This is a genomic window from Rhodococcus sp. KBW08, assembly GCF_003852455.1.
Lineage (GTDB): Bacteria > Actinomycetota > Actinomycetes > Mycobacteriales > Mycobacteriaceae > Rhodococcus_F > Rhodococcus_F baikonurensis.
In genome coordinates, this window is the sequence record NZ_QAJJ01000002.1 from 317,459 (window position 1) to 343,250 (window position 25,792).

The window sequence follows — 25,792 nt, forward strand, 5'->3', positions numbered from 1 at the left end:
GGTTGTCACCATTTTCTTGTACGGTGCCCGGAACTACTCAGATGTGTCGGCGGAGGTCTCCACCGCCGACACTGCGGCGCTTCAAGCAGCGACGGTCAGGGTCTTGATGCGATCGGGACGGAAGCCCGACCAGTGATCTTCACCGGCAACCACGATGGGTGCCTGGAGGTACCCGAGAGCCATGACGTAGTCGCGGGCTTCGGCATCCTCGGTGATGTCGATGACGTTGTATTCGAGACCGGCCTTGTCGAGGGCGCGGTAGGTGGCATTGCACTGAACGCAAGCGGGCTTGGTGTAGACGGTGATGCTCATGAGAGTCCCTCTTTCGCTTAGCCAACAAAGGCCGATGTAGTGATGTTCAGCACCGATTCGACCGATTGCCGGAGTCTCGCTCGAGGCGTTCCGCGTTGTGGTCTCTCAGTGCTCAAGACACTACACCTAGTGGCCGACAGAAACACATAACGCGAGATGTTGTGAGTCACATCGTTGAAATTCCCAGGTCGCCCCAGTTCAGCGCACACAACTTCCGGCGCGTCGGCGTGTCGCGCGTCACATTTCGGTCGCGGGCTCGACAGCATCTGAAAACCACTTCTCGGACCTACCATGAGCGTCGTGGAAACACCTCCGAAGGACGAAGCTCCGCGCCACCAGGCAACCGTGACGAGAACGCAGCAGGTGACACCTAAGATGCGCAGAATCACCTTCGGCGGCGCGGGCCTGAGCGACTTCGAGACGAGCGGGAGCCCCGACGAACGGGTGCTCGTCAGATTCCCCCTCGATCCCCCTCACGCCCGTAGTTACACGGTCCGACGCTGGCAGCCGTCGAAGAACGAACTGGAGATCGACTTCGTTCTCCACGGCCACGGCGGAGCGGCACTCTGGGCCGAGAATGCGCAACCGGGCGAGACCGTCCATCTCTCGACTGCGAGCGGGTGGTTCACGCCGCCGGCAGAGTGCGACTGGCTGCTACTCGTCGCCGATCACGCCGCCCTGCCCGCGATCGGGCGGATCTTGGAAGAAGCACCCGACGATCTACCGATCCACGTCATTGCACAAGTGCCCGCGCCGAGCGAACAGCAGACGTTCACGACGCGCGCAGACGCTCACTACCGATGGATCGACGAAGCAGACTCACTGCTCGCCGAATTGGCCGGCGTTCGCACGCCTCCCGGCGAGGGCTACATCTGGTGCGCAGTCGAGGCCGCGACCGCCAGACGCATCCGCGCCCATCTGCGTCGAACATGGGAAATCCCGGCAACCCACATGCACGTGATGGGTTACTGGCGGGAGGACAAGGAGAACTGGGAGCGTCGGTATGCAGTCGTCGCCGACCGTATCGATGCCGCGATGGGCGAAGCGATGTTGGCCGGCAAGGATTTCGAGTCGGTTCGCGACGCCGTCGACGACGCGATGGAACGCGAAGGGCTCTAGCGGACGTATGGCCCTCGCTCGCATACGAGTGAGGGCCATACCTTCCGGCATGGCCCTCACTCGAGAAACGGTTTACGCGTTGACGAGCTGCTTGCTGGCGTCGACGAGGTCGGAGACGACCTTGGAGACCTGAGCGAGCACCTCTGCGTTCTCACGCGGGTGCAGCTCACCGAACAGTGCGCCGGTTCCACCGATGCTCAGTGCGGTGTCCTCGACGACCTTGCCGCCGGCGATGCGGACTGCCTTGGTGGTGTCTTCGTGAGCCCACTTGGCGCCGTTGCCGCTGGGCGAAGCGCTGATGACTGCGACAGCCTTGTCCTTGACTGCACCGATACCGTACGGACGCGAGATCCAGTCGATGGCGTTCTTCAGAACTGCGGGGATGGTGCCGTTGTACTCGGGGGTGACGAGCAGGAACGCGTCAGCGTCGCTCGCAGCGGCGCGCAGTGCGTCGACAGCGGGAATGGAAGCACCCTCGACGTCGATGTCTTCGTTGTAGAAGGGGACGTCGGCGAGGCCTTCGAAGACCGTCAGCGTGGCACCCTCGGGTGCGGCGGACACAGCCGTCTCGGCAAGCTGGCGATTGACGGATCCGGCGCGCAAGCTGCCGACGAGAACGAGAACATTGGTCTGTGACATAACGAGATTCCTTCGAGAGTGGTGCGGTTGGTGGCTCCGGTTGAAAGTTATATCAACTAAACGGACCGCGGTCCACTTACATTCCCCGGCCCTGTAACCTGATCCCGTGAGCGCAATCCCCCTCCCCCAGATCGGCGCCGCGCCGGTCGAGCGCGGCGACGCAGCACGTAACCGCGTACTTTTGCTCGACGCAGCAGCACTCCTCGTCGCCGAACGAGGTGTCGACGCGGTCACCATGGATGCCGTCGCTTGCCGAGCCGGTGTGGGCAAGGGCACAGTTTTTCGACGCTTCGGCAATCGATCGGGACTGATGCAGGCACTGCTCGATCACACCGAGCGAGAACTGCAGCAGGCATTCATGTTCGGTCCCCCACCACTGGGCCCAGGCGCACCGCCGATCGAGCGCCTCATCGCGTTCGGACGAGCCCGCATCGCCATGGTGGAAGTACAAGGCGAAGTCCTCCGTGCTGCGGAGAACGCTCCCGAATACCGTTTCGGCGGTCCGGCCCGGGCGCTCGGCATCGCTCACGTCATCGGACTTCTTCGAGGAGCCGGCGTCGAGGGCGACCTCGATCTGCTCGCGTCAGCACTGTTGGCGCCGCTCGAAGCATCTCTCGTCCTTCATCAGGTCCGCGATCTCGGGATGACCACCGAGCGCCTTGCCGCCGGCTGGGAAGACCTTGCCCGACGCGTTACTCGATGTTGACTCCCCAGATCCGTCCCACCACTTAATGTGAGCCCATGCGCATCGCTGCTGCCGTCATCGGCCTCCTGACCATCGCCGCGGTAAGCGGTTGCTCCGCTTCGTCCGACTCCCCCGAGGACAAGACGGACCCCTCCGGTCGTGTGTTCATCTCGACGGCCGTCGACGGAACCCAAATTCCCGGCGGCGGCCCCCTGACTCTCGACTTCAGCCAAGCCGGTCGAGTGTCCGCGAGCGCCGGATGCAACACGGCAAACGGCTCGGTCGAGTTCACCGACGGCACACTGACCACCGGCACCATGGCGTCGACGATGATGGGCTGTCCTCCCGGCATCGCCGAATCCGACGCCTGGACAACAACATTGCTGACCTCCGCGCCGACGTGGAGCCTCGACGGCGACACCCTCACCCTGACGTCGGACGACGCCACAGTGACCCTGCAGGACAAGAAGATCGTCACGCCGGATCGACCGCTCCAGGGCACGACGTGGACCGTTACGTCACTCATCAGCCCCGACGCGATCAGTACGAGCCTGGCTCTGGAGACGTCAGCTCCTGAACTCACGATTGCCGCAGACGGTTCGGTCAGCGGGACCACCGGATGCAATCGCATGACCGGAAGCGCCCAGGTATCCGACACCACAGTCACGTTCACGCCGATGGCAACCACGCGTATGGCTTGCCCCGAGGAGAACATGGACATCGAGCGCCAGATCCTGGCAGTACTCGACGGTGAAGTGAGCTACACCGTCGACGCCGACACGCTGACCCTGCGCAAGCCCGACAACACCGGCTTGATACTGACTGCGCAGGCTTGATCGGACGCTGCAGGTTGATCAGACGTTGTTCACCAGCCAGCGTCCCAATTCGCGGGCGCTGGCATCGATCATCGCGGGCCAATCCAGGGCCGAGTCGTCCGCATGGTCGCTGACGTGTTTGACGAGCCGGCAGGTGGCACCCGCGGCCTGCGCGGCGAAGGCGATGGCAAAACCCTCCATGTCGACCAGATCGGCTCGCTGAGCGAGGGCGTCCCGGGTCGCAGCGTCGGCAATGAATGCGTCGCCGGTCGCCAGCACGGAGTCGTCTCCGTCGGCGAGCACCAAACGGTCCGCGACGTCGTGCCCCAGCGCTCGGATCGCGGTGCTGCTGATGTCGTGATTGATGACGACGCCGGGAACATAGAGGCCGCCGTGGTGCGCGTGCAGCGCACCGGCGGTCCCGATGTTGACGACCAGCGGCAGATCTTCCCGCTCGTACCGCGCCAGAGCAGAGGCGACTGCTGTTGCAGCACTGACCTTTCCAATACCTGTGATCAGCAGTTCGTATCCTTGCGGCACATAGGCCGCTTCCGACTTCGTCGCACTGACCACCAGAACGTTGTTCGCACTCATGTGCGCGACCGTACCGCCCACGTTGTGGTGGCACTGCGCGCGCCTGCTCACATCGCTAGAGTCCATTCATGGCCACACTGCGTGAAAGCATCATCGAAGAACTCGGCGCAAAGCCGACAATCGACGCCGCAGCGGAGGTTCGCGCGCGAGTCCAGTTCCTGAAGGACTACGTGCGCTCGACCCCCGCCAAAGGATTCGTTCTGGGAATCAGCGGCGGTCAGGACAGCACGCTCGCCGGCGCCCTCGCCCAACGTGCGGTCACGGAACTTCGTGAAGAAGGCCACGAGGCCGAGTTCGTCGCCGTTCGACTCCCCTACGGTGCTCAGGCCGACGAGTCCGATGCTCAGATCGCACTCGGATTCATCAAGCCGGACCGCTCACTCACGGTCAACGTCAAGCCAGGTGCCGACGCCACAGCCCGTGAGGCCTCCGAGGCGTTGGGGAACGGTGAACTGCGCGACTTCGTCCGCGGCAACATCAAGGCGCGCGAACGAATGGTCATTCAGTATGCGATTGCCGGTCAGCTCGGCTACCTGGTAATCGGTACCGACCACGCCGCAGAAGCGATTACCGGCTTCTTCACGAAATTCGGTGACGGCGGCGTCGACATCACGCCGCTCACCGGCCTGAGCAAACGTCAGGGCGCTGCGCTACTGCAGGAATTGGGCGCACCCGAGAGCACGTGGCGCAAGGTGCCGACCGCCGACCTCGAGGACGACCGACCCGCGCTGCCCGACGAAGTTGCCCTCGGCGTCACGTACTCACAGATAGACGACTACCTCGAAGGAAAGGACGTTTCCTCCGAGGTAGCCGAAAAGCTCGAGAAGATGTTCGCCAACACTCGTCACAAGCGCACGGTGCCGGTCACACCCCTGGATGACTGGTGGAAGTAACTCTTACCAGCGACTAGCTACCGAACAGGCTGCCGAAGACGTCGCCCAGCGAACCCGTTCCCGAAGCCGGATCCTTCTTCGCGAAGTTGGTGGTGCATCCGTTGAACTGCACCGCATCGACCAGCGTCGAGGTGGCAGCGGAGCCGGTCCCGACACTGACGCCGTAGTGGTCGACTACCGCTTTCGGGTTCGCGGCGACGATGTCAGCCAAAGGCACTGACACCCGGTCCTTGGCGCCGTCGATGTTCTGAGTGCTCCACCACACGCCCTTCTGGAGATCCGCGTGAACGCCGCCGTCAGCCGTCGGCGTCGCGTCCGGTCCCGGGACCCACACCAGGGTGGTGAATCCGTTCTCGAACTTTCCGCCGGTGGTTCCGGTGAGGCGAAGCTGGAACGCCGCAGTCGGCGTGGCGGCGCGCTCGGCGAAACCGATCGCCTTGCTGACTGCGTCGGACAGCTTGATACCGCCGGCCGAATGGTAGGAAACCGAACGATCGCCGGTACCGTCGACGGCCAGCTTCAGTGAACCGTCCTTGTCGAGAACGTTGTCGGCCGAGTACGACGCGGTCTGATCCTTCTCGTCGGTGAACGGGATGCCCCACCCGTTCGGCGTCGCTTCGGTGGACAGGGTCGAGCACGAGGCTTCCGGCGCAGAAGAGCCGAGAGAACCGGTGGACGGAAGCGCAGTAGCAATTGCCGGAGCGGTGAGTGCAGCTGCCCCGAGGAGCGCTACGACGACTCCGACACGGCGCGTGGAATTAATCGACATTGAAATACCTTTCACATATCTCGAGTGGAATTGCGCCAAAATTAACACATGTCGACAATTACCAACAGCGAAGGTATTTCTTTTGTCATCCAAACAGATGACAATTCACCTTGGCAATTAGAAGTGCATTCGCTCCCCCAAAAGTAGGAGAAACCAAACAAAACGACCAATGCTGGACAATTGACCAACAATGGAGAAAACGGAGATAGATGCCACTCGAGCTGGAGTGATCAAGATATAAATATTTGGACCGGAAAACCGAAAAAGGACAATACGTCGGCAGCCCACAAATAGCTACGCCGGCAATTCTCGGACTAGCCTCCAGCGAAAGGCGGAAGAATATCGACAGCGCTACCGGAGGCTCGAGAGACGTCGCGGGTCAACTCGTCACCGACGAGGAAAGCCGAGACCGACAGCACTCGCTCCATCTCCGGTCCGTATCGCCCGACCAAGACCGCCACCAACTCGGCAAGTGTGTTGTCGGGCGAAATGGCGACTGCCTCGCTACGGCAACCGGATACATCCGCTGCAGCAGCAAAGTAACGAACCGAGATCGAATGCGGATCAGCCACCGATCGCTCCCATACTTCTTTCCGGCGGAACGAAGTCCGCGGCGTCGATGCCGTGCCCTGCCCACTTGTTCCACATCGCACCGCGCCACAAATCCGCAAGTTCGTCATCACTTGCTCCGGCCCTGAGCGCGGCACGCAGATCAACTTCACGGTCACTGAACAAACATGACCGAATTGTCCCCTCTGCAGTCATTCGCGTCCGATCGCAATCACTGCAGAACGAGCGCGTCACCGAAGCGATGATCCCCACCGTCATTTCAGTCCCGTTGACACGCCATTCTTCAGCAGGAGCCGACGGGTCTTCGCGACCGATTGCGTCCAATTCGAAACGGTCACTCAATACCGACAGCAATTCAGCCGCAGTCACCATGTTCTCGCGCGCCCAAGCATGGTCTGCATCGAGAGGCATTTGTTCGATGAACCGCAATTCGACTCCGGCGTCGAGGCACCACTGTAAAAGGTCCGCCGCGCCGTGGAGCGTTTCGCGCATGAGAACGGCATTTACCTTGAGCGGCGCCAGGCCAGCCACCGCGGCCGCTCGGATTCCCGCGAGAACCGAAGGCAACCTGTCTCGACGCGTCAATTCCGCGAAGTGGGCGCGATCAACCGAATCCAGGGAAACATTGACGCGGGTCAAACCAGCTGCAGCCAGCTTTGCGGCACGATGTTCGAGCCCAACGGCGTTGGTGGTCATGGCAAGTGGAATTCCTGGCACGCGCGCGGCGCACCCAGCGATGATCTTTTCGAGGTCACTACGCATCAGCGGTTCGCCGCCGGTGAACCTCACCTCGCGAATACCGACTCGTTCGACACCGATTCCGACTACTCGAACGATCTCGTCGGCACTCAGAAGGTCTTCCGCAGCGATGGCCGGCAAGCCTTCCTCCGGCATGCAATAGGTGCAACGAAGTGAACACTTCTCGGTGATCGAGACTCGCAGATCTCGGGCAACACGCCCGAACCTGTCGACCAGGAGATCCGTCTCGGGACGACCGGCGAGGGAGGCAGCGTCAAACCGCACGGTGGGAATTCCCATCGAGACCACTGTCATCACTTCACCAACTTCCGTATTGCTCCAGTATGACCGAAAGCCGTACTCCGTGTGTCGGACGGACCACACCGCCTAGGATCAAAACATGTCGAGGTTGTCGAGGTTACTGTCATGAGCGCGCGTTCGGTCGAGGAACACGCGTCGCACATCTCCGGATTGCTCACGGGCCTGCACACCCTCTCTCCGTCGGCGGTTCCGACGGCAGAAGCGTTGGGGCGCATAACTTGCTCGGATATCGCATCGCCGGTGGACCTGCCCCTCTTCCGCAACTCACAGATGGACGGATATGCGGTCGATGCTGCTTCTGTGGCCTCGGTTCCGACCACACTGACGGTTCGAGGCGTGATCGCCGCTGGAAGCGGAAAACCACCGAAACACCTTCCAGGATCGGCATTTCGCATCATGACCGGTGCGCCGCTCCCCGAGGGTGCCGACGCCGTCGTTCCCGTCGAGGACACGACGGGCGTCACCGAACACGTGGTCACCATCGAACGGGGCAGGTCTGTAGGCGAATTCGTTCGCGAACGTGGCAGCGACATCACTACCGGAATGCTACTGGTCACGGCCGGAACACACTTGGAACCTCGCCATATCGCCGCGCTGAGCGCTGTGGGCCTGGCCTCGCTCGACACGTACACGAAGCCACGGGTCGCGATAATTACGACGGGCGCCGAACTGAAAAGTGCCGGAACAACTCTCGAACCCGGCGAGATCTACGATTCCAACGGCCCAGCTTTGGCAACATTGGCCGAAGCCAACGGTGCCGATGTCGTCTCCGTCGCCCGAAGCAGCGACGACCCCGCCGAGTTCCGCGAATTACTCTCGTACGCAACCTCGGTCGCCGATCTGGTTTTCACCTCCGGTGGGGTGTCCATGGGCGACTTCGAGGTGGTGAAGGAAACTCTCACCCCTCTGGGTGCACACTTCGGCCACGTCGCAATGCAACCTGGTGGCCCGCAAGGCACTGCAGTCGTGAACGAAGTGCCGGTACTGAGTTTCCCGGGCAATCCGGTCAGCACGATGGTCTCGTTCGAGATCTTCGCCCGCGGCGAACTGCGCCGGGCCGCGGGTCTGCCCGAGATCCCGCGCGAACGGCTGCCACTGACTGCACCGCTGCACTCGATTGATGGCAAGCGCCAGTTCCTGCGCGCGCGCAGAACTGCGGACGGTATCGAACTCGTGGCCGGACCCGGCTCGCACCTCGTTGCAGCAATGGCGTGGGCCGACGTCCTGATCGACGTCCCCGCTGCCGTGACCGAACTCGGCGCGGGCGATCTCGTCGACGTCGTCCCGCTCTCGACTTCCTCGATTTGATTCACTCGATCTGATTCAAAGGACACTCATGACCGAATTGACACACGTCGACGGCGAAGGCCGAGCGCGCATGGTCGACGTCAGCGCCAAGGCCGAGACGACGCGCATCGCCGTCGCTGCCGGTGAACTCGTCACGACCGCCGAGGTAGTTCGCCTCGTCCGCGCCGACGGCATGCCCAAGGCCGATGTCCTCACCACCGCGCGCATTGCCGGAATCGCCGGTGCAAAAAAGACGTCCGAGCTGATCCCGTTGTGTCATCAGCTCGCGCTTTCGTCAGTCAAGGTGGAATTCGGGTTCACCGAAACCTCGATCACCGTCGAAGCGACGGCAAAGACTCGCGGACAGACCGGCGTCGAGATGGAAGCACTCACCGCCGTCGCGGTAGCCGGCCTGACCTTGCACGACATGGTCAAAGCGGTCGATCCCGGAGCCACTATGAACGGTGTTCGCCTGCTCACCAAAGACGGTGGTAAACACGGACATTGGACCCGCGACACTCAGAACTCACAGACATCTCCGGCGCACGCCTTCGCCTCGCCACGGTCCGCAACCGTCCTCGTCGCTTCCACCGGCGGTGCCAACGGAACCAGACCCGACACCACCGGACCGACGATCGCAGCCTGGCTACGCGAGCGGGACTTCGAGGTGCGTGGACCGCTCGTGTACGCCGACGCAGACATCGCGGCGGGCATCGCTGACGCCAAGGAGGGCTCCCCGTCGCTTGTCATCAGCACCGGCGGCACCGGCGCTTCCCCCACGGACGCAACCCCGGAAGCTACCCGGGCAGTCTTGACCCGTGAGTTGCCCGGGGTCGCAGAAGCGATCCGAACCAAGGGCCTCGAGAAGACCCCGCACGCGTCACTGAGCCGTGGTGTGGCAGGTCTCACAGGTACGACGGTCATCGTCAATCTTCCGGGTTCTCCCGGTGGAGTGAAGGACGGTCTCGCCGTCCTCGAACCCATCATCGATCACCTGCTCGCGCAGGTCGCAGGCGGAGGAGCACACGATGAGTGAGCTACTGGCTCGGATCTCCGAGCAACCGATTCACGCAGACACCGTCGACGCCGCCGTTGCCGGTCCGAAGAACGGCGCTGTTGTGGTGTTCACGGGAACGGTGCGCAATCACGATGGAGGTCAAGCAGTTTCAGCGTTGGAGTACCAAGCGCATCCGGATGCCGAACGCTTCCTCCAGACGTGCTGCCAAGAGGTTGCAGCCTCGACCGGCCTGCCGGTTGCTGCGATCCATCGCGTCGGTCACCTCGAGATCGGTGACCTCGCACTGGTCGCCGCCGTCGCCGCCCCGCATCGAGCGGAGGCGTTCGCCGCGTGCGCCGAACTGGTGGAGCGCATCAAGCACGAGGTACCGATCTGGAAGCGGCAACACTTCGCGAACGGCGTCTCCGAATGGGTCGGGTTGTAGGTCGAACGCTCCGAGAAGGTAGAGTTACGATCACTAGGTGCCTGAAATCGGGCATCCAGCGTCGTAGAACGCAAATTTTCTTGCTGAGTGCTCAATGCACCCGCTCTTCTTACGGCGAAGAAGCCTGCCGACCGGCAGCGCCGCCACCACTGTGCTTGATTGTTCGACCGGTTAATTCCCGTGTCGGCATCCGGGCACGAACACGTGCCCGAAAGGCTCTGAACACACTTGTCTGACATCTCTACGCCCGCTACCACCTTCGCAGCCCTCGGTGTGCGCGCACCGCTGGTGAAAGCTCTCGAAGACGGCGGAATCACTTCTCCGTTCCCGATCCAGATCGACACCCTCCCCGACACTCTTTCGGGGCGCGACGTACTGGGCCGCGGAAAGACCGGAAGCGGCAAGACCCTCGCGTTCTCCATCCCCATGGTCTCCCGCCTCGCCGGCGAACTGTCCGGAGGCAAGCGTCGTCCGGGTCGACCGCTCGGCCTGGTGCTCGCACCGACGCGTGAGCTCGCCACCCAGATCACCGCAACCCTCGAACCGTTGGCCGCCGCATACGACTTGCGCGTGACCACCATCTTCGGTGGCGTCTCGCAGCACCGCCAGGTTCAGGCTCTCAAGGCCGGAGTCGACATCGTCGTCGCCTGCCCCGGTCGCCTCGAAGACCTCATGAAGCAGAAGTTCGTCAGCCTCGACGCCGTCGAGATCACCGTGCTCGACGAGGCCGACCACATGGCCGACCTCGGCTTCCTGCCCGTCGTCACCCGCATCCTCTCGTCCACCCCGCAGGACGGGCAGCGCCTTCTGTTCTCGGCAACGCTGGACAACGGCGTCGACAAGCTCGTCAAGCGTTTCCTCAAGAACGAGGTCATGCATTCGGTCGACGAGGCCAACTCCCCCGTCGCCGCAATGACGCACCACGTGTTCGACGTCGACGGCGTCGAAGCCAAGAAGGCTCTGGTCGAGAAGCTCGCTTCCGGTACCGGTCGTCGCATCCTGTTCATGCGCACCAAGCACCAGGCACGCAAGTTGGCTCGCCAGCTCACCGAGTCGGGCATCCCGTCAGTGGACCTGCACGGCAACCTCTCTCAGGCCGCTCGCGACCGTAACCTGGCGGCATTCTCCGCCGGTGAAGCGCGCGTCCTCGTCGCCACCGACGTCGCAGCGCGCGGCGTCCACGTCGACGACGTCGAACTGGTCGTCCATGTCGATCCGCCGGCCGAGCACAAGGCGTACCTGCACCGCAGTGGTCGCACCGCTCGCGCAGGCAGCGCCGGCGACGTGGTCACCGTGGTTCTGCCCGAGCAGCGTAAGGATCTCGCGATCCTCATGCGGAAGGCAGCCATCAAGGTGACCCCGGTTCGTTCGACTGCCAACTCCGAGCACGTCGTCAAGTTGGTCGGCGACATCGCTCCGCACGTCACACCGGCTCCGAAGGCTCCGGCCCAGCCGAACGGTGGACGCGGACAGCGTCCCGCCGGCCAGGGTGGACGCGGCGGCGCAGCACGGTCGGGTCAGGCTCGCTCCGGACAGGGCGGTCAGTCACGCGGCGCTCGCACCGGCGGAGCTGCCCGTCAGGAACATGCAGGCGGCGGCGCTCGCCGTCCCCGCACGGGCGGCGGCGCTCGCACCGCAGGCTCCACCGGTGGCCGCCCCGCTCGCTAGGCCGCCCCACACAACTCAATAGGTTTCGTAATGGACAGCGTCGGCCAATGGCCGGCGCTGTCGCCATCCGAAACGCTCGAGATCCGGAACCTGTTGAAACTCAGTCACCTTCCCGACGCACAGCCACGCAATGGGGCGAACGGGTGACGGAATGCGCATGAGTTCGGTGAGGTACTTCTCGTCGTAGAACGAGACCCAGCCGATCCCGATCTCCTCGGCTACCGCAGCGAGCCACAAATTCTGAATTGCGAGTACCGCCGAGAACAGTCCGGTGTCGTCGACGGTGTGGCGGCCGAGGATGTTGGGGCCACCGCGTGAAGGGTCGTAAGTGACGACGATGCCGGTACCGCTCTCGGCGATTCCCTCGATCTTGATGGGATCGAACGTCGAGCGGCGATCCTCGGGCAATGACTGCGCGAAATGCAGCCGGGCTTCGGCGACGTGTGCCGCGAAGGTGTCGAGCGTCTCCGGATTCCGAACGACGACAAAATCCCACGGCTGCGTGTTTCCCACGCTCGGCGCGCGATGAGCGGCGTCGAGAATGCGCATCAGAGTTTCGTCGGGGACGATCTCTCCCGAGAACTCGGCGCGAACGTCTCGGCGTCGCCGAATCGCTTCGTACACGGATACAGCTGATTCACTCACGCCCCGACGGTATAGCGGTGCAATCCCAGCATGGCGTCGGGGTGCGGTTCGACCGTTTCTTCGCGCACGCAGTTGCGGAGCGCGCTGCCGACCGCTCCCGAGTCCATCCCGGTGCCGATCACAACCAGTTGCGTGGTTCGAGGCTCGCCGGACTTCCACCGCAGCGGCGTGATCCGAACATGATCACCTACCGATTGGATCTCGAATTTCCCTGTGTAACCAGGAATCTCGAAGTTCACGAATCCCTTGATGCGGTACACGCCCGGCGGTTGATTCTCGAGGAAATGCGTCAGAGCCCTGGCGTCGAGAGCCGCCTCCGATGTGAAATCAACCGACTCGTAACGGTGGTGCAGGTGATCGTGATGACACGAGCCGTCTTCGTGCCCGTGCTCGTCACGCAGGAGTTCATCCAGGCTCAATTGGTCGCCCGGAGCCGGAGGGGTCACCTCTCCGGTATCGAACAGCAGAGCAGGGTCTATCCGCGAATGTGATGTTTCCACAATCGGCGCTCGCGGGTTCAACTCACGGATTCCGACCGTGAATCGCTCGCGCTCGGAGACCGGAACGCTGTCGATCTTGTTGACTACCACCAGGTCTGCCAGACGGACATGTTGATCGAGTTCGGGATGCTCGCTGCGAACGGTGGAAAAATTGGCTCCGTCGACCACCACCACCAGGCCGCCGTAGACGACGGACGGGTTCTCACTTCCGAGGACGAGTCGAATCATGTTCCGCGGCTCGGCCAACCCGCTGGCCTCGATGACAATCACGTCGATCCCGGATTGCCGGTGCGCCAGCTTGTTCAGCATCTCGTCCATGTCGGAGACGTCGACAGCGCAGCACAGACAGCCGTTGCTGAGGGAGACCATCGAATCGACTTGACCGGCGACCATCATCGAATCGATGTTGACGGAGCCGAAGTCGTTGACGATCACGCCGATGCGTACGCCGTCGTTGTTGCGCAGAAGATGGTTGAGCAGCGTCGTCTTGCCCGAACCGAGAAAGCCTGCGACGACAATTACGGGAATCTGCTTCTTCGCCACCACACAACCTTCCGAAACCACACCTACCGATCAGTGATCGTAGTGGAGTGTGGCTTCGGAAGGCTCACGCTGACGGCAGGCTCACACCGTGCAGAGCGGACGGATGTCCGACGTACCCTCGGTGGTCGGTGACGTCAAGATCGTGCACGCGTTGTAACCACGGGATTCGGCGACCCGGCGGATCTCGCTCCAGCCTGCCGCGTCGACAATCGGGGACCGTGAGAGCACGAATCCGGAAAGCCGGAGTGGATCACCCACCAGTGCCCACGAATAGTCGTCGGCGATGTACGTGACGATGTAGTTCGGCGGACCGTCCAAGCTTTCCTGAGTGGGCACCCCCGGGAAGCTCACATGCAACTGAGCACCCGTTGCTGGATCGGTAACTCGGGCATTCCCGACGATCTCGTTGGCTTCACCGGTCCACGTCGTACACGTGTTCTTCACGCTCACGTTCGAGGAATCGACCAGCCCGTAACTCGCCCGGGTGTCCTTCGCGCACGCGAGGTTGAACGGCTGAGGAATCGCCGCCACCTGGTTCCACTCCCCTACGTAGCGCGCGGCGTCCAGATTCGGCACCGGCTGCAGGGGCTCCCAGAGTGGGTCCGCCTGCGCGGTTCCCGAAAACATCGATACTGCGGCACACACTCCCGCAATCGCAATCGCACTTCGCCCCGACCACTTCATGTCACTGCTCCTCGTCTGCGCAACGCTCGATCGGCATTGGTTCCTCAAAGTATTCGGAGCAGTCGGCCTGAAGGATGGGGACGTATGGAAAACTACTTTCGGTTTGTTATGGACCTCTTTCACAAACCTTATGTAGTCTTTGCTAAAAGATAGCTGAAAGTCGGACGGAGCTACTGTGATGAAGGTTGTCGACTTAGGTCTAGAACGCACTCGCTATGCAGTCATCGACGAGACGATCGAGTCGAGGTGGCGCAGAGTCACGTCGATGCAGCACGACGCCGTTGCCGTCGTGACTCCGCGCGACCGAATCACTTTCGCCGAACTCGAACTTCGAACCGACGCTTTGGTCCGCGAACTTCGGTTGCGCGGGTCACAGGGGGCCTGCCCGGTTGCAGTCGATCTCGAACCAACCGCCGAATCGGTGCCCGCCATCCTCGCTACTCTGATTTCCGGCCGACCGTTGGTGATGATCGACCCACAACTCCCCGACGCCAGGCGCGCACACATCATGAGCACCTCAGGGGCCGTCGCGCTGCAATCGATCCTCGACGAATCAGCGGCGACCGGATTCCGTTTCGACAACGCGCTCGAACCGTCCAGTTCCGACCCTGCCATGATCGCGTTCACGTCAGGCACCAGTGGGACGCCCAAGGGAGTCGTCCTGAGCCACTCCATGTGCCTGAACAAGGCCGACGAACTTGCCGCGGCAATCGACCTGCGACCCGACGATCACATCGGGAACCTGCTGCCCGTCAGTTTCGGCGCCGGAATCACGGCACTGATCATGGGGCTGATGAACGGAGTCACGGTCTTCTGCTGGGATCCACGTATCGACGGCGTCTCGGGCATCGACGACTGGCTGATCGAGAATTCGATCACGACTGCGCACTGTGCACCATCCTTTCTTCGGGTGTGGTCGGATCTCGAAGGCGAGGAAGCAAAAGATGATTCGATCGGTTCCCTCCGCGTCGTCGTGACGTACGGAGAAGCAGTCCACGGCGAGGACTATGCGCGCCATCGCAGTCACGGCTTCGCTCGCGTCACGTACGTCAACTGGCTGGCCACCACCGAGACAGGTGTCATCGCATACAACGAGTTCCCGCCATACTCCCAACTACCCGCCGGAGTGGTTCCGGCCGGACGGGCCCGCGACGGCAAGGACGTCCAGATCGTCGATGTGAACGGCGTGCCTCTCCCCGACGGAGAGATCGGCGAGATACAGGTTGTCTCGACCGATCTTGCCGACGGTTACCACAACGACCCCGAGCGCACTGCAACACGATTCACTCGTCTCGGCGACGGAGTCGGTATCTACCGGACCGGTGACCGAGGCCGTATCGACGAACGCGGCGAACTACAACTCCGAGGACGCGTCGACGACGCCGTCAAGATTCGGGGATACCTGGTAGAGCCGACGGAGGTCGAGTCGCACATTCGTCGAATCCCCGGCATCGCCGATGTTTTCGTGGGTGCAGTTCTCGAGAACGATCGACCGGAGATCGTTGCCTACGTAGTCCAGAACAAAGCCGTGATGGCACGCTCGGGCGCCGAGATGCGGCGCGAATTGGCGAGAAATCTGCCGGCCTGGATGCTTCCCCGACATTTTGTTCCGATGGCAGCGTTGCCCCGCAACGAGAGGGGAAAGGTCGATCGAACGACGCTGCCGTCCGTCGAGGTGCGTTCCACTCCACCGACTCTCGCCGGGCCCGCCGAGTTGTGGCTGTCATCGATCTGGGAGTCGATTCTCGGCATCGATTCCGTCGACCGTGAGGACGACTTCTTCGAACTCGGCGGAGATTCGCTCGCTTCCACCGAAGTGGTGGCAAAGATTCACGACATGTTCCGGATCCGGATCACGACGGCGGAGTTCGCGGCCGCGAGCACCGTCAAAGAACTTGCGGCGCTGGTAGATCGGTGCAGAATCGATCCCGATGATCGCGTCTGTCACAACACGATGGTTCCGCTGAAGCTCGAAGGGACTGGGCGACCGCTGTTCATCATGAACGGAGCGGGGTGCCCCTCGACGACCCTGTCCACCCTGTCGAAAGCGCTCCACACCGATCGCCCGGTCTACGCACTTCAGCCACACGGCTTCGAATCTCGCGGACTGCCCGATCGGTCGGTGAGAGCAAGCGCACGCCGTTTCATATTCGAAATCAAGAAGATTCAGCCCGCCGGGCCATACCTCCTGGCCGGATACTCGTACGGCGGCTACGTGGCGCTGGAAATGGCAACACAGCTGTCCGAATCAGGTGACACCGTCGAGCACGTCACCGTTCTCGACACCAGAATCTCCACCGAAACTGCCACCCGACTGGCCACCCGAGCCGGAATCAGTTTGGATCCGTCGATCGTCGACCTTGCCCCACAGCCATCCACCAATACCCGATGGAAGCCGGCCAGACGCACCGTCGCCGCTATGTGGATCCGCACACTCTTCGCCGGCATTCTGCAGTACCCGCCGGCCACCCAGTGGACTGTGTTCCTCTACATCGGAGGCCAGGCGCTCCGGAAGCATCGGATACGAGCATGCGCCGCGCCGGTCACGGTGATCCGTGGAGCCACCAACAACCGTGGACGCGAGATCTGGTCACTCATCGCCACGGGCTCACTCGATTTCGACGATGTCGACGCGTGTCACGAAGACGTCGTCCGTCAACCGTACGTCCGCAAGACTGCAGCGATCATCGATCGGGTCTGTGATCGAGCGTGACCAGCGCTGCTCATGTCCAGCTGTAGAAGAGAGAGCGGCGCGGGGTGACAGCCCAGTCGGTCGTCGAAGAACAGACTCTTTCCTTGACGAATGCACCTGCCCTGCCTGCAATGAACATCCTCGTTGCTTCGTCGACGCGAGTCGTCCGCTGGAACACCCCGTACCGCCTACCAAGACTGATGCACTTGCCTGCGAACTTCGGAGTCACCGGGTGCGGCGCGGAACCGTCGAGTCGATGCAGGATTGTTTCTGCCGCATGAACTCCCAAGGGGATCGCGGCCTGACAACTCATTCTCAGTGAGTTCTCACCGACTGTGACCGCATCACCCGCACCGACGATGTTGGGGTGGGACGGGCATTCGAGTCGGTCGTTCAGTTTCAGGCGACCGAGATCGTCGACGGGGAGGCCACTTCGACGGGCCAGCTCCGGGACACCGAATTCTGTTGCGAGAATCGTGCACTCGGCCTTCACCCGCACGCCTCCCGCGAGCTCGCACGACGAACCGTCGATCCGCGTCACCCGCGATTCGCTGACAATATCGACCCCGAGATCGGTCAACGTTCTGAGAATTGCCGATCGCGCACGCTCGGACAGGTCCGGGGCCACGATCCCACCCGTCACCAAAGTGATTCGGTTGCTTCGCTGCTCAGCCAATTCTGCGGCTGTCTCGATTCCGGTGAGACCGCCGCCGACAACGCAGATGGCAGCCTTCTCGTCGAGGGTCGACAGCCTGGATTCGAGTCGGGTCGCGTCCTCGAATTCGGCGACGCTGTACCCATGCTCTGCCGCCCCGACGATCGTGCTGGGCGACTGCCTACTTCCGACTGCGTAGACCAAGTAGTCGTAGTCGAGCACGATGCCGTTGTCGAGCGTAAGCCTGCTGACCGTGGCGTCGATGTCCGTCACCGTTCCGAATACTCGGTGTGCCGTACGCGGTAATGCGCTGTCGAACGAGACCGTCGCGTCGTAGCCAGTTGCGATCATCTGATGGAGTCTGATTCTTTGCACGAAGTGTGGGCGCGGATTCACGACGCTCACCGTGATGTCCGACCGAGTTCGCAGCAGTCGCTTCGCTGCCATGACGCCCGCATATCCTGCCCCGATTATCACCACGTGTGCACTCATGGTTCTCCGTTCCGCCGACGGTCCCCATGCCGAGAATGCACGGGATGATCAAGCCTCATCGCGGACGTTATTGAACATTGACGCCCTGGCGTTATGGCGGTCGACACATCGATGCAGAACTGTGCTTCATACAACAAAGGTGCCAACAATAAATGCTCTGCACCGATTGGTTTAGAGCATTTGTGCGGGTGGAGCTAACGAGACTCGAACCCCAACCCCCAAACTGCCAGTTTGAATAGAGCTGTGCGTCTGTGTTCAGTGCGTCCGAAACGTCCACGCTCAAAGTCTTTTCCGTCTCATGTGTCCGAAGCCTGTCAACCTGGTATCTGTTGTCGTAGGACAGCATTAGGGCACTCTCAGGCGATGACGGCCACGCCTCGATGGTCCTGACTGCCGACCTCGATCACACCTCTGGACAAAATACGTCCAGTTGGTCTGGTTTGATCTGGGCATGAATCCTCGTGTAACGACACTCTTATTGAGTGCCATCGCGGCGAGCGTCCTCGCCACATCTTGTTCATCGACCGATGACGACGCGGCGCGCCCCGAAGCCTCATCGCAGTCCGTCGCGGCATCAGCAGATCCAACCAACAAGCGCGGGGCTGTCGAGGTCGACCTCGGCCAGCGAGCAGAGGTCAAGGATGAAGCCGGCGCGCTCTTGCTCGCCGTGTCCGACACAGCTCTTTCAATCGAGGGCTGTCCGCTCAACAGTGAGCATCCTGGACTCGTCAGCAAGAATCGATTCTCCGCATCCATTGAGATCGGAGCTGCGCCAAGCACTGAATGGCTGTGGCCTTCCGACTTCTACTACGTCGACGCGGGCGGCAAAGTCGTCAAGAACATCGCATTGTCTGACGCGAATCCCTGTTCGAGTCCGGGGAGTAGCAAGTTCATCGACCTCCCCGCCAATTCTTCCGCCGACGGTGCAGTGACACTTGATATTCCGCACACGGCGCGGTTCATCGGCTACCAGTCCAACCTCAGCGGGCAAGATGTTCGGATCGAGTGGCGAGTGCCGGAGGGAATGCTTGTCACCGCCACAGCTGAGAGCACCGCCCCGGCACCGAAGCCCACGACAGAAGCTCCGCAATCCGTACCGACGACGAATCCAGTCGATAAGCTGCCGAACCCGTACCCCAATTCGATTGATTCCGAAGGCAGAGCCACAGGAACTGGCGGAAGCGAACTCGTCGGGTGCGCTGACACTTCGCTTTACCAGCCAGGAACCGGCATTTACAGCGACGGGTCTATGGACTACGCGGCTGAGTGCCTCCAAGGCGGATCGATGGCGAACTGAGATGTTGACAATCCTGGTCGCAGTTCTGGCGCTACTCGTGGCGCTCGTGGCTTTGTTGCGGAACACCTGAGAGCACGGACGACACACGGCCTGAACAATTCCCAATCTGGGACGGTTTCTCACCCAATTGAGCTGGAAGCGGTCATGCGACCAGAGTTAGGTCCGCGAGAAGTCTGACGTTCGTCAGAAGTGCGGCCTATCGTGAACCGCATGGAGACTGCATCCGAGGCAACGAAATCGATTGATCCGAAAGAACAGGTTCGAGACTGGGGTCTCAGATTAAGTGCGCTTCGTGATGCACTCGGTGAAATCGAAGCGACGACAGCGATCGATTTCTGCGAATTGGCGCTCGCTCAGCTGAAGGAGCAAGTGAAGCTGTCCCCGCCGCTCAGGGGTACTGCGGCGAACATCTTGGTGATGGATGTCATGAACGTGTCAGTGGGTTTCTGCGCTCGGTCAGGGATCGAAGAAGACCTGTCCGCGAGCGATGCTCGGCTGGCAATCACTGCCACTATCGACAGAGCGATCGGCGAAATTGAAGGCTGGATCGCGAGCAGCCTCCCGAATGACGCCGAGATCGCACGGCGGTTCGACTCCGCCACGACCGGCATGGAGGAGTCCAAAGAGGAGCTCGAGTCGACGGTGGCAGCACGCCACGCCGAGGACGACGCTGCCTCGAAGCATGGCGCAGTTTTGGGATATTCAGATCCGACAGTTGACGCGAAAGTGATCTACACGCAGGTATGCGAGTTCTCGTCGGAGGAGCACGAGCGATATTCCACGGCGTATCAGCGTCTTACCAAGAAGCTCAATCGGGATTTGCTGCGGTACGTCCAGGACTCCGTGGGGGTATTTAGAGAAGATCGTCAGCAGGCTCTTGTCGCCTTAGCTGATGGAAGTTTTCCTATGCACAACCCGGACCTGTCCGACGAGTTCGCGCACCGAATTCGGTCCGCGACACTCACTGCCTCGAATGCGTTTCATATCCATCAGATGCAGACGTACTGGGCGGCACAGGACTCATTCGGGAAACCGTCTACTGAATACGCCAAGCTCACCGAGCTGTTTCATGGTCTGTATTCGGGGTGCCACGGATACCGCTGGCTACTTGAACTACGCCACACCATGCTGCACATCAGCATGGAGGCAGCGAGCCTCCGGGTTGCTGTCGAAGTGGATCAAGATCCTACAGTCGCCGTGACGATGGACCGAGGGTGGATGAAGGAATCGAGCGGTGTCATGGACAAGGCGTACAAACGCACGGAACTGCTGGCAATGACCTCTGATCCGAGCGTTGTGACGATGATCGATCAGGCTTTGCCCGCCCTGACCACAATCCAAGAACAGATCGATAAGGTGCTCTTTCCTGATCTGGCTGGCGACGCAGCAACGGTACGCGAACTAATCGGCCGGTTTCAGGGACGTCGCGGCACCTATGCCTTGCAACTTGGACCGGGTTTCACCCCACGACTGCGGATTCCACCAATGCGGCGGTTGTCCCCTCGCGTTCTCTCATACGCCGACGGCTATCCGATAGGAACGCCGACGAGCTGACGACGACCGGGCATGATGCTCGGCCGTCGTAGTCAGTGACGCTGGCTCGATGAAACTCTCACTCGGTGGGCAAGGATACGGCGAGCCGCTTCTCGGTTTGACGGAGGACTTCAGGTTGTTGCCAGATTCTTGTCGGTGACGGTTGCTGATTTCAGCGAATGAGCGCAGAAAATTCGGAACGCATGACGCAGGCGGTCTACGGGCGCGTGTCGGACGATCGGTTAGTTGCCGCTTCGGCCGCACTTTCTGATGCCGTAAGACAGAGTGAGGACAACATTCCCGAATACAAAAAGACCAGGCCCGAGTAAAATCCTCAGTCCTGGTCTTTTTTGGTGGAGCTAAGGGGACTCGAACCCCTGACCCCCACACTGCCAGTGTGGTGCGCTACCAGCTGCGCCATAGCCCCGTATTCAATTCACTCTAACAGTCGAACTCGCAGCGGCTTTACTGCTTTCCGCTTGCTGGAAGAAAGTTACACCACTTGACTCCTGGGCAACAAATCGCCTGGTCAGAGCGAGGCGGCCGCTCCTCGTCGGAGCGGCCGCTTCAGCTCAGGAGGAGAGCTTGGAAACCCAGTCGCTGCTGCCCGTGTCAACGATCTTGCCGTTCGCCACGACCGTGGGGGTGCCGTTGGACCCGACATCCTTGAGCGCCTGGCTGGCGGCTGCGGCGTTGGCCGCGGCGGCTTCGACGTTGGTACCGGAAGAGATGCAGGTTGCCACGTCGTCGGATGCGCCCGCATCACGAGCAATCTGGGCGAGCTCGTCGTTGGTGTGGTCGCTGCTGCCACCTTCGGCAGGCTGCGTGTCGGTAGCGAAAAGCTTTGTGTGGAATGCGGAGTACGCGATTGCGTCGCCACTCTGAGCGACGCACAGCAGCGCCGCGCCGGCCCGGGTGGAGTAGTCACCGCTGCCCGACGCCCGGTTGAGGAAGTTCAGCATGTGGTAACGAACAGCGACGTCACCGTTGTCGACGGCGGCCGCGAGAGCCTGGCCACTGAGGTGCTCGAGCGCAGCGCAGGCCGGGCACAGCGGATCCTCGAAGAGATCGATGGTCGTCGCGGCGGAGGGCTTGCCGAGCAGCACCACGCCGTTGTCCTGCACCGTGACGGCAACTTCGGAATTCTGCACGGAGCCGTAGCCGTCGTTCTGGGGCTTGTTCTTGCTGTTCGTCCACAAGACACCGCCGATGACGAGGGCCGCGATCACGAGCACCGCGAGGCCACCGATGATGTAGGTGGAGCGGCTCGAGACCGGTTCCGGCGAATATTTGTTCTTGCTGCTCTTGGTGCTCACGCTGATGCAGTCCTTCGTGCGTCGAAACGATTTACCGATTGCTTACCTTGCCACTGAAGACTGAGTATCCACTGAGAACGGCGCACGTGATCCCGGCCCCAATGCGAGCGGCGAACGCGGGAACACGAGCAGCCAGACGGCAAGTGCCAAGAAGCCCAGGTCCCGGAGAATCTCCTTCAAATAGTCCCAAGCGCCTACGTCGGCTGCGCCTCCGCCGCCGAAACATCCACAGTCGATGGACAATCCTCTGGCCCACACCGAAATGATCACCGCAATGAGAACCGTCAAAATCACCACCGAGACTGCGGCGGATACTCGCACCGCCAGCCCGACGAGAATGAGCAGACCAAGGACTATTTCGACGAGGGGAAGCGCCGTTGCCACCGGACCGACCAGTGACTCGGGCAAGAGTTGATAAGCACGCACCGCGATCTTCGTCTGCACGGGATCAAGGAATTTGAGCCCCCCGGAAATCAGCCAGACGGCCGCCAAACCCAATCGGGCTACAAGACTCACGATACGAATTGCCACCCGATCGAGAGTACAGAATGCCCGGTCAGTCCAGGTTTGTCCGCGCAGGAGTATCCGTCAGCGCCGTCACATCGGTCAGATCTTCGACGACGGACTCGACAGGCTTCGTTCGCGACGGGACGAACAACCAGCCCGTCGCCGACACGACGACTACGGCCCCCATCACGGCGAATGCTGCCGAGTACGACACATGCTGAGCAATCAGACCGGCACAAATCGGTGCCACTACGCCGCCGATGTCCGACATCATCTGGAATACCGCCAGAACGGGTCCGCCGCGGGCAGTCGACCCGACGACATCGGCAACCGCTGCCTGCTGAGCCGGACTCATGAGCCCGGAGCCGACGCCCGTCACAGCAGCGATGGCAAAGAACAGCACGAGGTTGTCCGTGAATCCCATTGCGATGGTTCCCAGACCACAAATGAGCAGACCGCTCACGACGAAGGGCTTACGCCCGAAGCGGTCCGAGAGTCGTCCGGAAACGATCAACACCAACGCATTTCCGACGGCAAAGATCGTGAGAGCGTAGGCGGCAATCGACGGGTCCCGGTCGAGGAACTCGACGACGAACAGGGGAACCATGGCAACGCGAACTCCGAAGATCACACCGCCGAAAGCGAGATTCGATCCGAGGGCGGCCCGGTACACCGGCGACTGGAGGCCTTCGGTGAGAGTCATCGACTTCACATCGACGGCCTTGTCCGGTGACGCCAGGTGCGACCCGCGCAGGCTCACGAAGACGACGAGCGCGGCGATCACCAGCGCAATCGCGTAGATGATGAACGGCATCCGCAGACCGAACTGCAACAGCGCACCACCGACCAGCGGGCCGCCGATCGAACCCATGAGAAAGCTTGTCGCGTACAGGCCGGACACGCGTCCACGGCTGTCCGGCGGTGACATGCGAATGATCAACCCGAGGGCCGACACGGTGAACATGGTCGACCCGATGCCGCCCAAAGACCGGAACAGCAGAAGTTGCCAGTACTCCCCCGCGAAGGCGCACGCACCGGTCGACACCGCGACGATCAGAAGGCCGACGATGTAGACCGGCCGTTCACCGAGCTTTTGTACCAAAGTGCCGCTCATCGGCGCGAACACCAGTCGCATGAATGCGAAAGACGAGATCACGATCGTGGCGGCGGTGACCGATACGTCAAAGCTGCGCGCGAACTGCGGTAGCGCCGGAGCGACCAATCCGAATCCGAGGGCGATGACGAAGCTGGCGGCGACCAGTACCCAAATTTCCTGTGGCAGCTTGGCTGCACGAGTTTTCATGTCGCCCGGGATTCTAGCCGGGCGACACGAACGCTCCGCGAGCTAGTTCGCCTTCAAGACGCCGGACACCAAGTCCTTGGCCGCTGCCTGAACCTGCGCCAGATGATCGGCACCCTTCATCGACTCGGCATAGATCTTGTACACGTCCTCCGTGCCGGACGGCCTCGCTGCAAACCATGCACTCTCCGTCGTCACCTTGAGACCACCGATCGCCGCGCCGTTTCCAGGCGCCGCGGTCAGTGTCGCAGTGATCGGTTCACCCGCCAGTTCGGTCGCACTCACCTGATCGGGAGACAGTTTTGCCAAGACTGCCTTCTGTGCGCGTGTTGCCGGCGCATCGATCCGTGCGTAGGCCGGGCTCCCGAACTTCTCGGCCAACGCGTCGTAGTGCGCCGACGGAGACTTTCCTGTCACCGCGGTAATTTCCGACGCGAGCAACGCAAGGATGATGCCGTCCTTGTCCGTCGTCCAGACGGAACCGTCATGGCGGAGGAAGGACGCTCCGGCGCTTTCCTCGCCGCCGAATCCCACAGACCCGTCGAGCAGACCGGGAACGAACCACTTGAAACCGACTGGAACCTCGAGCAATTCGCGGCCCAAACTGCGGACCACGCGATCGATCATCGAGGAACTCACGAGTGTCTTGCCCACCTTGGTGTCTGCACCCCACCCTGGTCGGTTCGCGAACAGATACTCGATGGCAACCGCGAGATAGTGATTCGGGTTCATCAAACCGCCGTCGGGCGTGACGATGCCGTGGCGGTCGGAGTCTGCGTCGTTTCCGGTCGCGATGTCGTAGCGATCCCGAATCCCGATAAGCGAGGCCATCGCGTCGGGCGACGAGCAATCCATGCGGATCTTGCCGTCGGTGTCGAGCGTCATGAACCGCCAGGTCGGATCGACGAGAGGATTCACCACTTCGAGATCGAGTCGATGAGTTTCGGCAATCGCGCCCCAGTAGTCGACGCTTGCACCGCCGAGTGGGTCTGCACCGATCCGGATTCCGGCGTCGCGGATCGCATCGAGGTTGAGGACCGAGGGAAGGTCTTCGACGTAGTAGCGAAGGAAGTCGTAGCGTTCGACGCGGTCCAGTGCCTGCGCCGCCGTGACACGCCGTACCCCGGAAAGCCCCTTGCGCAGTAGCTCGTTCGCTCGATCGGCGATGACCGACGTCGCATCCGTGTCCGCGGGCCCACCGTGTGGCGGGTTGTATTTGAAGCCACCGTCGCGCGGCGGGTTGTGCGAAGGCGTCACGACGATGCCGTCGGCCTTGGCTTCCGGCCCCGTCGAGTTGTATCGCAAGATCGCGTGGCTCACAGCGGGGGTGGGCGTGTAGGCGTCGCGTGAGTCGACCAGCACGACGACGTCGTTGGCGACGAGGACTTCCAACGCGGACAGCCAGGCGGGTTCGGACAGAGCATGTGTATCTCGGCCGATGAACAGCGGCCCGTCGATACCTTGCGAAGCGCGGTACTCGACGATCGCCTGGGTCGTGGCCAGGATGTGGGCTTCGTTGAAGGCGGAATCGAGGCTGGAACCGCGATGTCCGGAGGTGCCGAAAAGTACCTGCTGCATCGGGTTCTCGGGATCCGGGGTGCGCGTGTAATACGCGGAAACCAGATGAGGAACGTCGATCAGATCCTCCGGCAGAGCCACTTGTCCTGCTCGTTCGTGCGCCACGAATCCCCCTCGGCCCGGTGGTCGACCACTGTGTCGACGCGACTGTGGACAATTGTCTACCCTGGCTGCGTGGCGTGCACGCTCGGCGCCGGA

At 61.8% G+C, this 25,792-nt stretch carries 25 protein-coding genes and 1 tRNA gene; 11 read left to right on the plus strand and 15 right to left on the minus strand.

What is annotated here, in order from left to right:
* Window positions 1–81 precede the first annotated feature (81 nt).
* Window positions 82–312, minus strand: coding sequence for a glutaredoxin-like protein NrdH (gene nrdH, locus DBV08_RS01820; RefSeq protein ID WP_003944717.1), 231 nt, complete (start codon window positions 310–312; stop codon window positions 82–84).
* Window positions 313–603: 291 nt separating this feature from the next.
* Between nrdH and DBV08_RS01825 the strand changes: the two genes are divergently transcribed.
* Window positions 604–1,431: a siderophore-interacting protein gene (locus tag DBV08_RS01825; RefSeq protein WP_124566343.1), complete on the plus strand. Its 828-nt coding sequence runs from the start codon at window positions 604–606 to the stop codon at window positions 1,429–1,431.
* Window positions 1,432–1,503: 72 nt separating this feature from the next.
* Here DBV08_RS01825 and DBV08_RS01830 read toward each other — a convergent pair whose 3' ends face one another.
* The gene (locus DBV08_RS01830; RefSeq protein ID WP_124566344.1) at window positions 1,504–2,070 is read right to left on the minus strand and encodes an NAD(P)H-dependent oxidoreductase; all 567 of its coding nucleotides are present in this window, start codon (window positions 2,068–2,070) and stop codon (window positions 1,504–1,506) included.
* A 106-nt stretch (window positions 2,071–2,176) separates the two neighbouring features.
* Between DBV08_RS01830 and DBV08_RS01835 the strand changes: the two genes are divergently transcribed.
* Both DBV08_RS01835 and DBV08_RS01840 read left to right on the plus strand, forming a co-directional pair.
* Window positions 2,177–2,776 (plus strand): TetR/AcrR family transcriptional regulator, encoded by a 600-nt coding sequence (locus tag DBV08_RS01835; RefSeq protein WP_003944690.1) that lies wholly within the window; start codon window positions 2,177–2,179, stop codon window positions 2,774–2,776.
* Window positions 2,777–2,811: 35 nt separating this feature from the next.
* Complete coding sequence (locus tag DBV08_RS01840) at window positions 2,812–3,591, plus strand: META domain-containing protein (protein ID WP_124566345.1); 780 nt, start codon at window positions 2,812–2,814, stop codon at window positions 3,589–3,591.
* 18 nt (window positions 3,592–3,609) lie between these two features.
* Here the strand turns inward: DBV08_RS01840 and DBV08_RS01845 are convergent, their stop codons facing one another.
* The gene (locus DBV08_RS01845; protein ID WP_095969294.1) at window positions 3,610–4,164 is read right to left on the minus strand and encodes a nucleosidase; all 555 of its coding nucleotides are present in this window, start codon (window positions 4,162–4,164) and stop codon (window positions 3,610–3,612) included.
* Window positions 4,165–4,232: 68 nt separating this feature from the next.
* Between DBV08_RS01845 and nadE the strand changes: the two genes are divergently transcribed.
* Window positions 4,233–5,057 (plus strand): ammonia-dependent NAD(+) synthetase, encoded by an 825-nt coding sequence (nadE, locus tag DBV08_RS01850; RefSeq protein WP_124566346.1) that lies wholly within the window; start codon window positions 4,233–4,235, stop codon window positions 5,055–5,057.
* Between the two features lie 13 nt (window positions 5,058–5,070).
* Here nadE and DBV08_RS01855 read toward each other — a convergent pair whose 3' ends face one another.
* From DBV08_RS01855 to moaA, 3 genes are all read right to left on the minus strand, one after another.
* Entirely contained in the window at window positions 5,071–5,826 is a 756-nt protein-coding gene (locus DBV08_RS01855; RefSeq protein WP_020969281.1) for a hypothetical protein, read from the minus strand.
* A gap of 314 nt (window positions 5,827–6,140) precedes the next feature.
* Window positions 6,141–6,398, minus strand: coding sequence for a MoaD/ThiS family protein (locus DBV08_RS01860; RefSeq protein WP_124566347.1), 258 nt, complete (start codon window positions 6,396–6,398; stop codon window positions 6,141–6,143).
* Window positions 6,391–7,449 carry a GTP 3',8-cyclase MoaA gene (moaA, locus tag DBV08_RS01865; protein WP_124566348.1) on the minus strand — a complete coding sequence of 353 codons (1,059 nt, stop codon included), beginning with the start codon at window positions 7,447–7,449 and terminating at the stop codon, window positions 6,391–6,393. The genes DBV08_RS01860 and moaA overlap by 8 nt, the downstream gene beginning before the upstream one ends.
* Window positions 7,450–7,560: 111 nt before the next feature.
* Between moaA and glp the strand changes: the two genes are divergently transcribed.
* From glp to DBV08_RS01885, 4 genes are all read left to right on the plus strand, one after another.
* Window positions 7,561–8,763: a gephyrin-like molybdotransferase Glp gene (gene glp / locus DBV08_RS01870; RefSeq protein ID WP_124566349.1), complete on the plus strand. Its 1,203-nt coding sequence runs from the start codon at window positions 7,561–7,563 to the stop codon at window positions 8,761–8,763.
* A gap of 28 nt (window positions 8,764–8,791) precedes the next feature.
* Entirely contained in the window at window positions 8,792–9,778 is a 987-nt protein-coding gene (moaCB, locus tag DBV08_RS01875) for a bifunctional molybdenum cofactor biosynthesis protein MoaC/MoaB (protein WP_124566350.1), read from the plus strand.
* Window positions 9,771–10,184, plus strand: coding sequence for a molybdenum cofactor biosynthesis protein MoaE (locus tag DBV08_RS01880; protein WP_007731311.1), 414 nt, complete (start codon window positions 9,771–9,773; stop codon window positions 10,182–10,184). Before moaCB ends, DBV08_RS01880 begins: the two co-directional genes overlap by 8 nt.
* Before the next feature lie 228 nt (window positions 10,185–10,412).
* Window positions 10,413–11,852: a DEAD/DEAH box helicase gene (locus DBV08_RS01885; RefSeq protein ID WP_042450056.1), complete on the plus strand. Its 1,440-nt coding sequence runs from the start codon at window positions 10,413–10,415 to the stop codon at window positions 11,850–11,852.
* A 15-nt stretch (window positions 11,853–11,867) separates the two neighbouring features.
* Here the strand turns inward: DBV08_RS01885 and bluB are convergent, their stop codons facing one another.
* The 3 genes from bluB to DBV08_RS01900 form a co-directional block, all read right to left on the minus strand.
* The gene (gene bluB, locus DBV08_RS01890; RefSeq protein ID WP_124566351.1) at window positions 11,868–12,497 is read right to left on the minus strand and encodes a 5,6-dimethylbenzimidazole synthase; all 630 of its coding nucleotides are present in this window, start codon (window positions 12,495–12,497) and stop codon (window positions 11,868–11,870) included.
* Entirely contained in the window at window positions 12,494–13,540 is a 1,047-nt protein-coding gene (locus tag DBV08_RS01895) for a GTP-binding protein (protein WP_124566352.1), read from the minus strand. Before DBV08_RS01895 ends, bluB begins: the two co-directional genes overlap by 4 nt.
* 81 nt (window positions 13,541–13,621) lie before the next feature.
* Window positions 13,622–14,224: a lipocalin family protein gene (locus tag DBV08_RS01900; RefSeq protein WP_124566353.1), complete on the minus strand. Its 603-nt coding sequence runs from the start codon at window positions 14,222–14,224 to the stop codon at window positions 13,622–13,624.
* A 178-nt stretch (window positions 14,225–14,402) separates the two neighbouring features.
* On the opposite strand from DBV08_RS01900, the gene DBV08_RS01905 reads away from it, so the two are divergent.
* Complete coding sequence (locus DBV08_RS01905) at window positions 14,403–16,937, plus strand: alpha/beta fold hydrolase (protein WP_124566354.1); 2,535 nt, start codon at window positions 14,403–14,405, stop codon at window positions 16,935–16,937.
* 10 nt (window positions 16,938–16,947) lie between these two features.
* Here the strand turns inward: DBV08_RS01905 and DBV08_RS01910 are convergent, their stop codons facing one another.
* Window positions 16,948–18,063, minus strand: coding sequence for an NAD(P)/FAD-dependent oxidoreductase (locus DBV08_RS01910; RefSeq protein WP_124566355.1), 1,116 nt, complete (start codon window positions 18,061–18,063; stop codon window positions 16,948–16,950).
* Window positions 18,064–18,514: 451 nt separating this feature from the next.
* Here DBV08_RS01910 and DBV08_RS01915 point away from each other — a divergent pair, with 451 nt between their 5' ends.
* Both DBV08_RS01915 and DBV08_RS01920 read left to right on the plus strand, forming a co-directional pair.
* Complete coding sequence (locus DBV08_RS01915) at window positions 18,515–19,360, plus strand: acyltransferase (RefSeq protein ID WP_124566356.1); 846 nt, start codon at window positions 18,515–18,517, stop codon at window positions 19,358–19,360.
* 210 nt (window positions 19,361–19,570) lie between these two features.
* Window positions 19,571–20,914 carry a hypothetical protein gene (locus DBV08_RS01920; RefSeq protein ID WP_124566357.1) on the plus strand — a complete coding sequence of 448 codons (1,344 nt, stop codon included), beginning with the start codon at window positions 19,571–19,573 and terminating at the stop codon, window positions 20,912–20,914.
* A gap of 330 nt (window positions 20,915–21,244) precedes the next feature.
* Here the strand turns inward: DBV08_RS01920 and DBV08_RS01925 are convergent.
* From DBV08_RS01925 to pgm, 5 genes are all read right to left on the minus strand, one after another.
* Window positions 21,245–21,320, minus strand: a tRNA-Ala gene (locus DBV08_RS01925).
* Between the two features lie 145 nt (window positions 21,321–21,465).
* On the minus strand, window positions 21,466–22,209 hold the full coding sequence (locus tag DBV08_RS01930; RefSeq protein WP_095969163.1) for a DsbA family protein: 744 nt from the start codon (window positions 22,207–22,209) through the stop codon (window positions 21,466–21,468).
* Window positions 22,210–22,251: 42 nt separating this feature from the next.
* Window positions 22,252–22,740, minus strand: a complete 489-nt coding sequence (locus DBV08_RS01935) for a MauE/DoxX family redox-associated membrane protein (protein WP_095969162.1) — start codon at window positions 22,738–22,740, stop codon at window positions 22,252–22,254.
* A gap of 25 nt (window positions 22,741–22,765) precedes the next feature.
* Window positions 22,766–24,019 carry an MFS transporter gene (locus DBV08_RS01940; protein WP_124566358.1) on the minus strand — a complete coding sequence of 418 codons (1,254 nt, stop codon included), beginning with the start codon at window positions 24,017–24,019 and terminating at the stop codon, window positions 22,766–22,768.
* 42 nt (window positions 24,020–24,061) lie between these two features.
* Window positions 24,062–25,699: a phosphoglucomutase (alpha-D-glucose-1,6-bisphosphate-dependent) gene (pgm, locus tag DBV08_RS01945; RefSeq protein WP_124566359.1), complete on the minus strand. Its 1,638-nt coding sequence runs from the start codon at window positions 25,697–25,699 to the stop codon at window positions 24,062–24,064.
* Window positions 25,700–25,792: the final 93 nt, after the last annotated feature.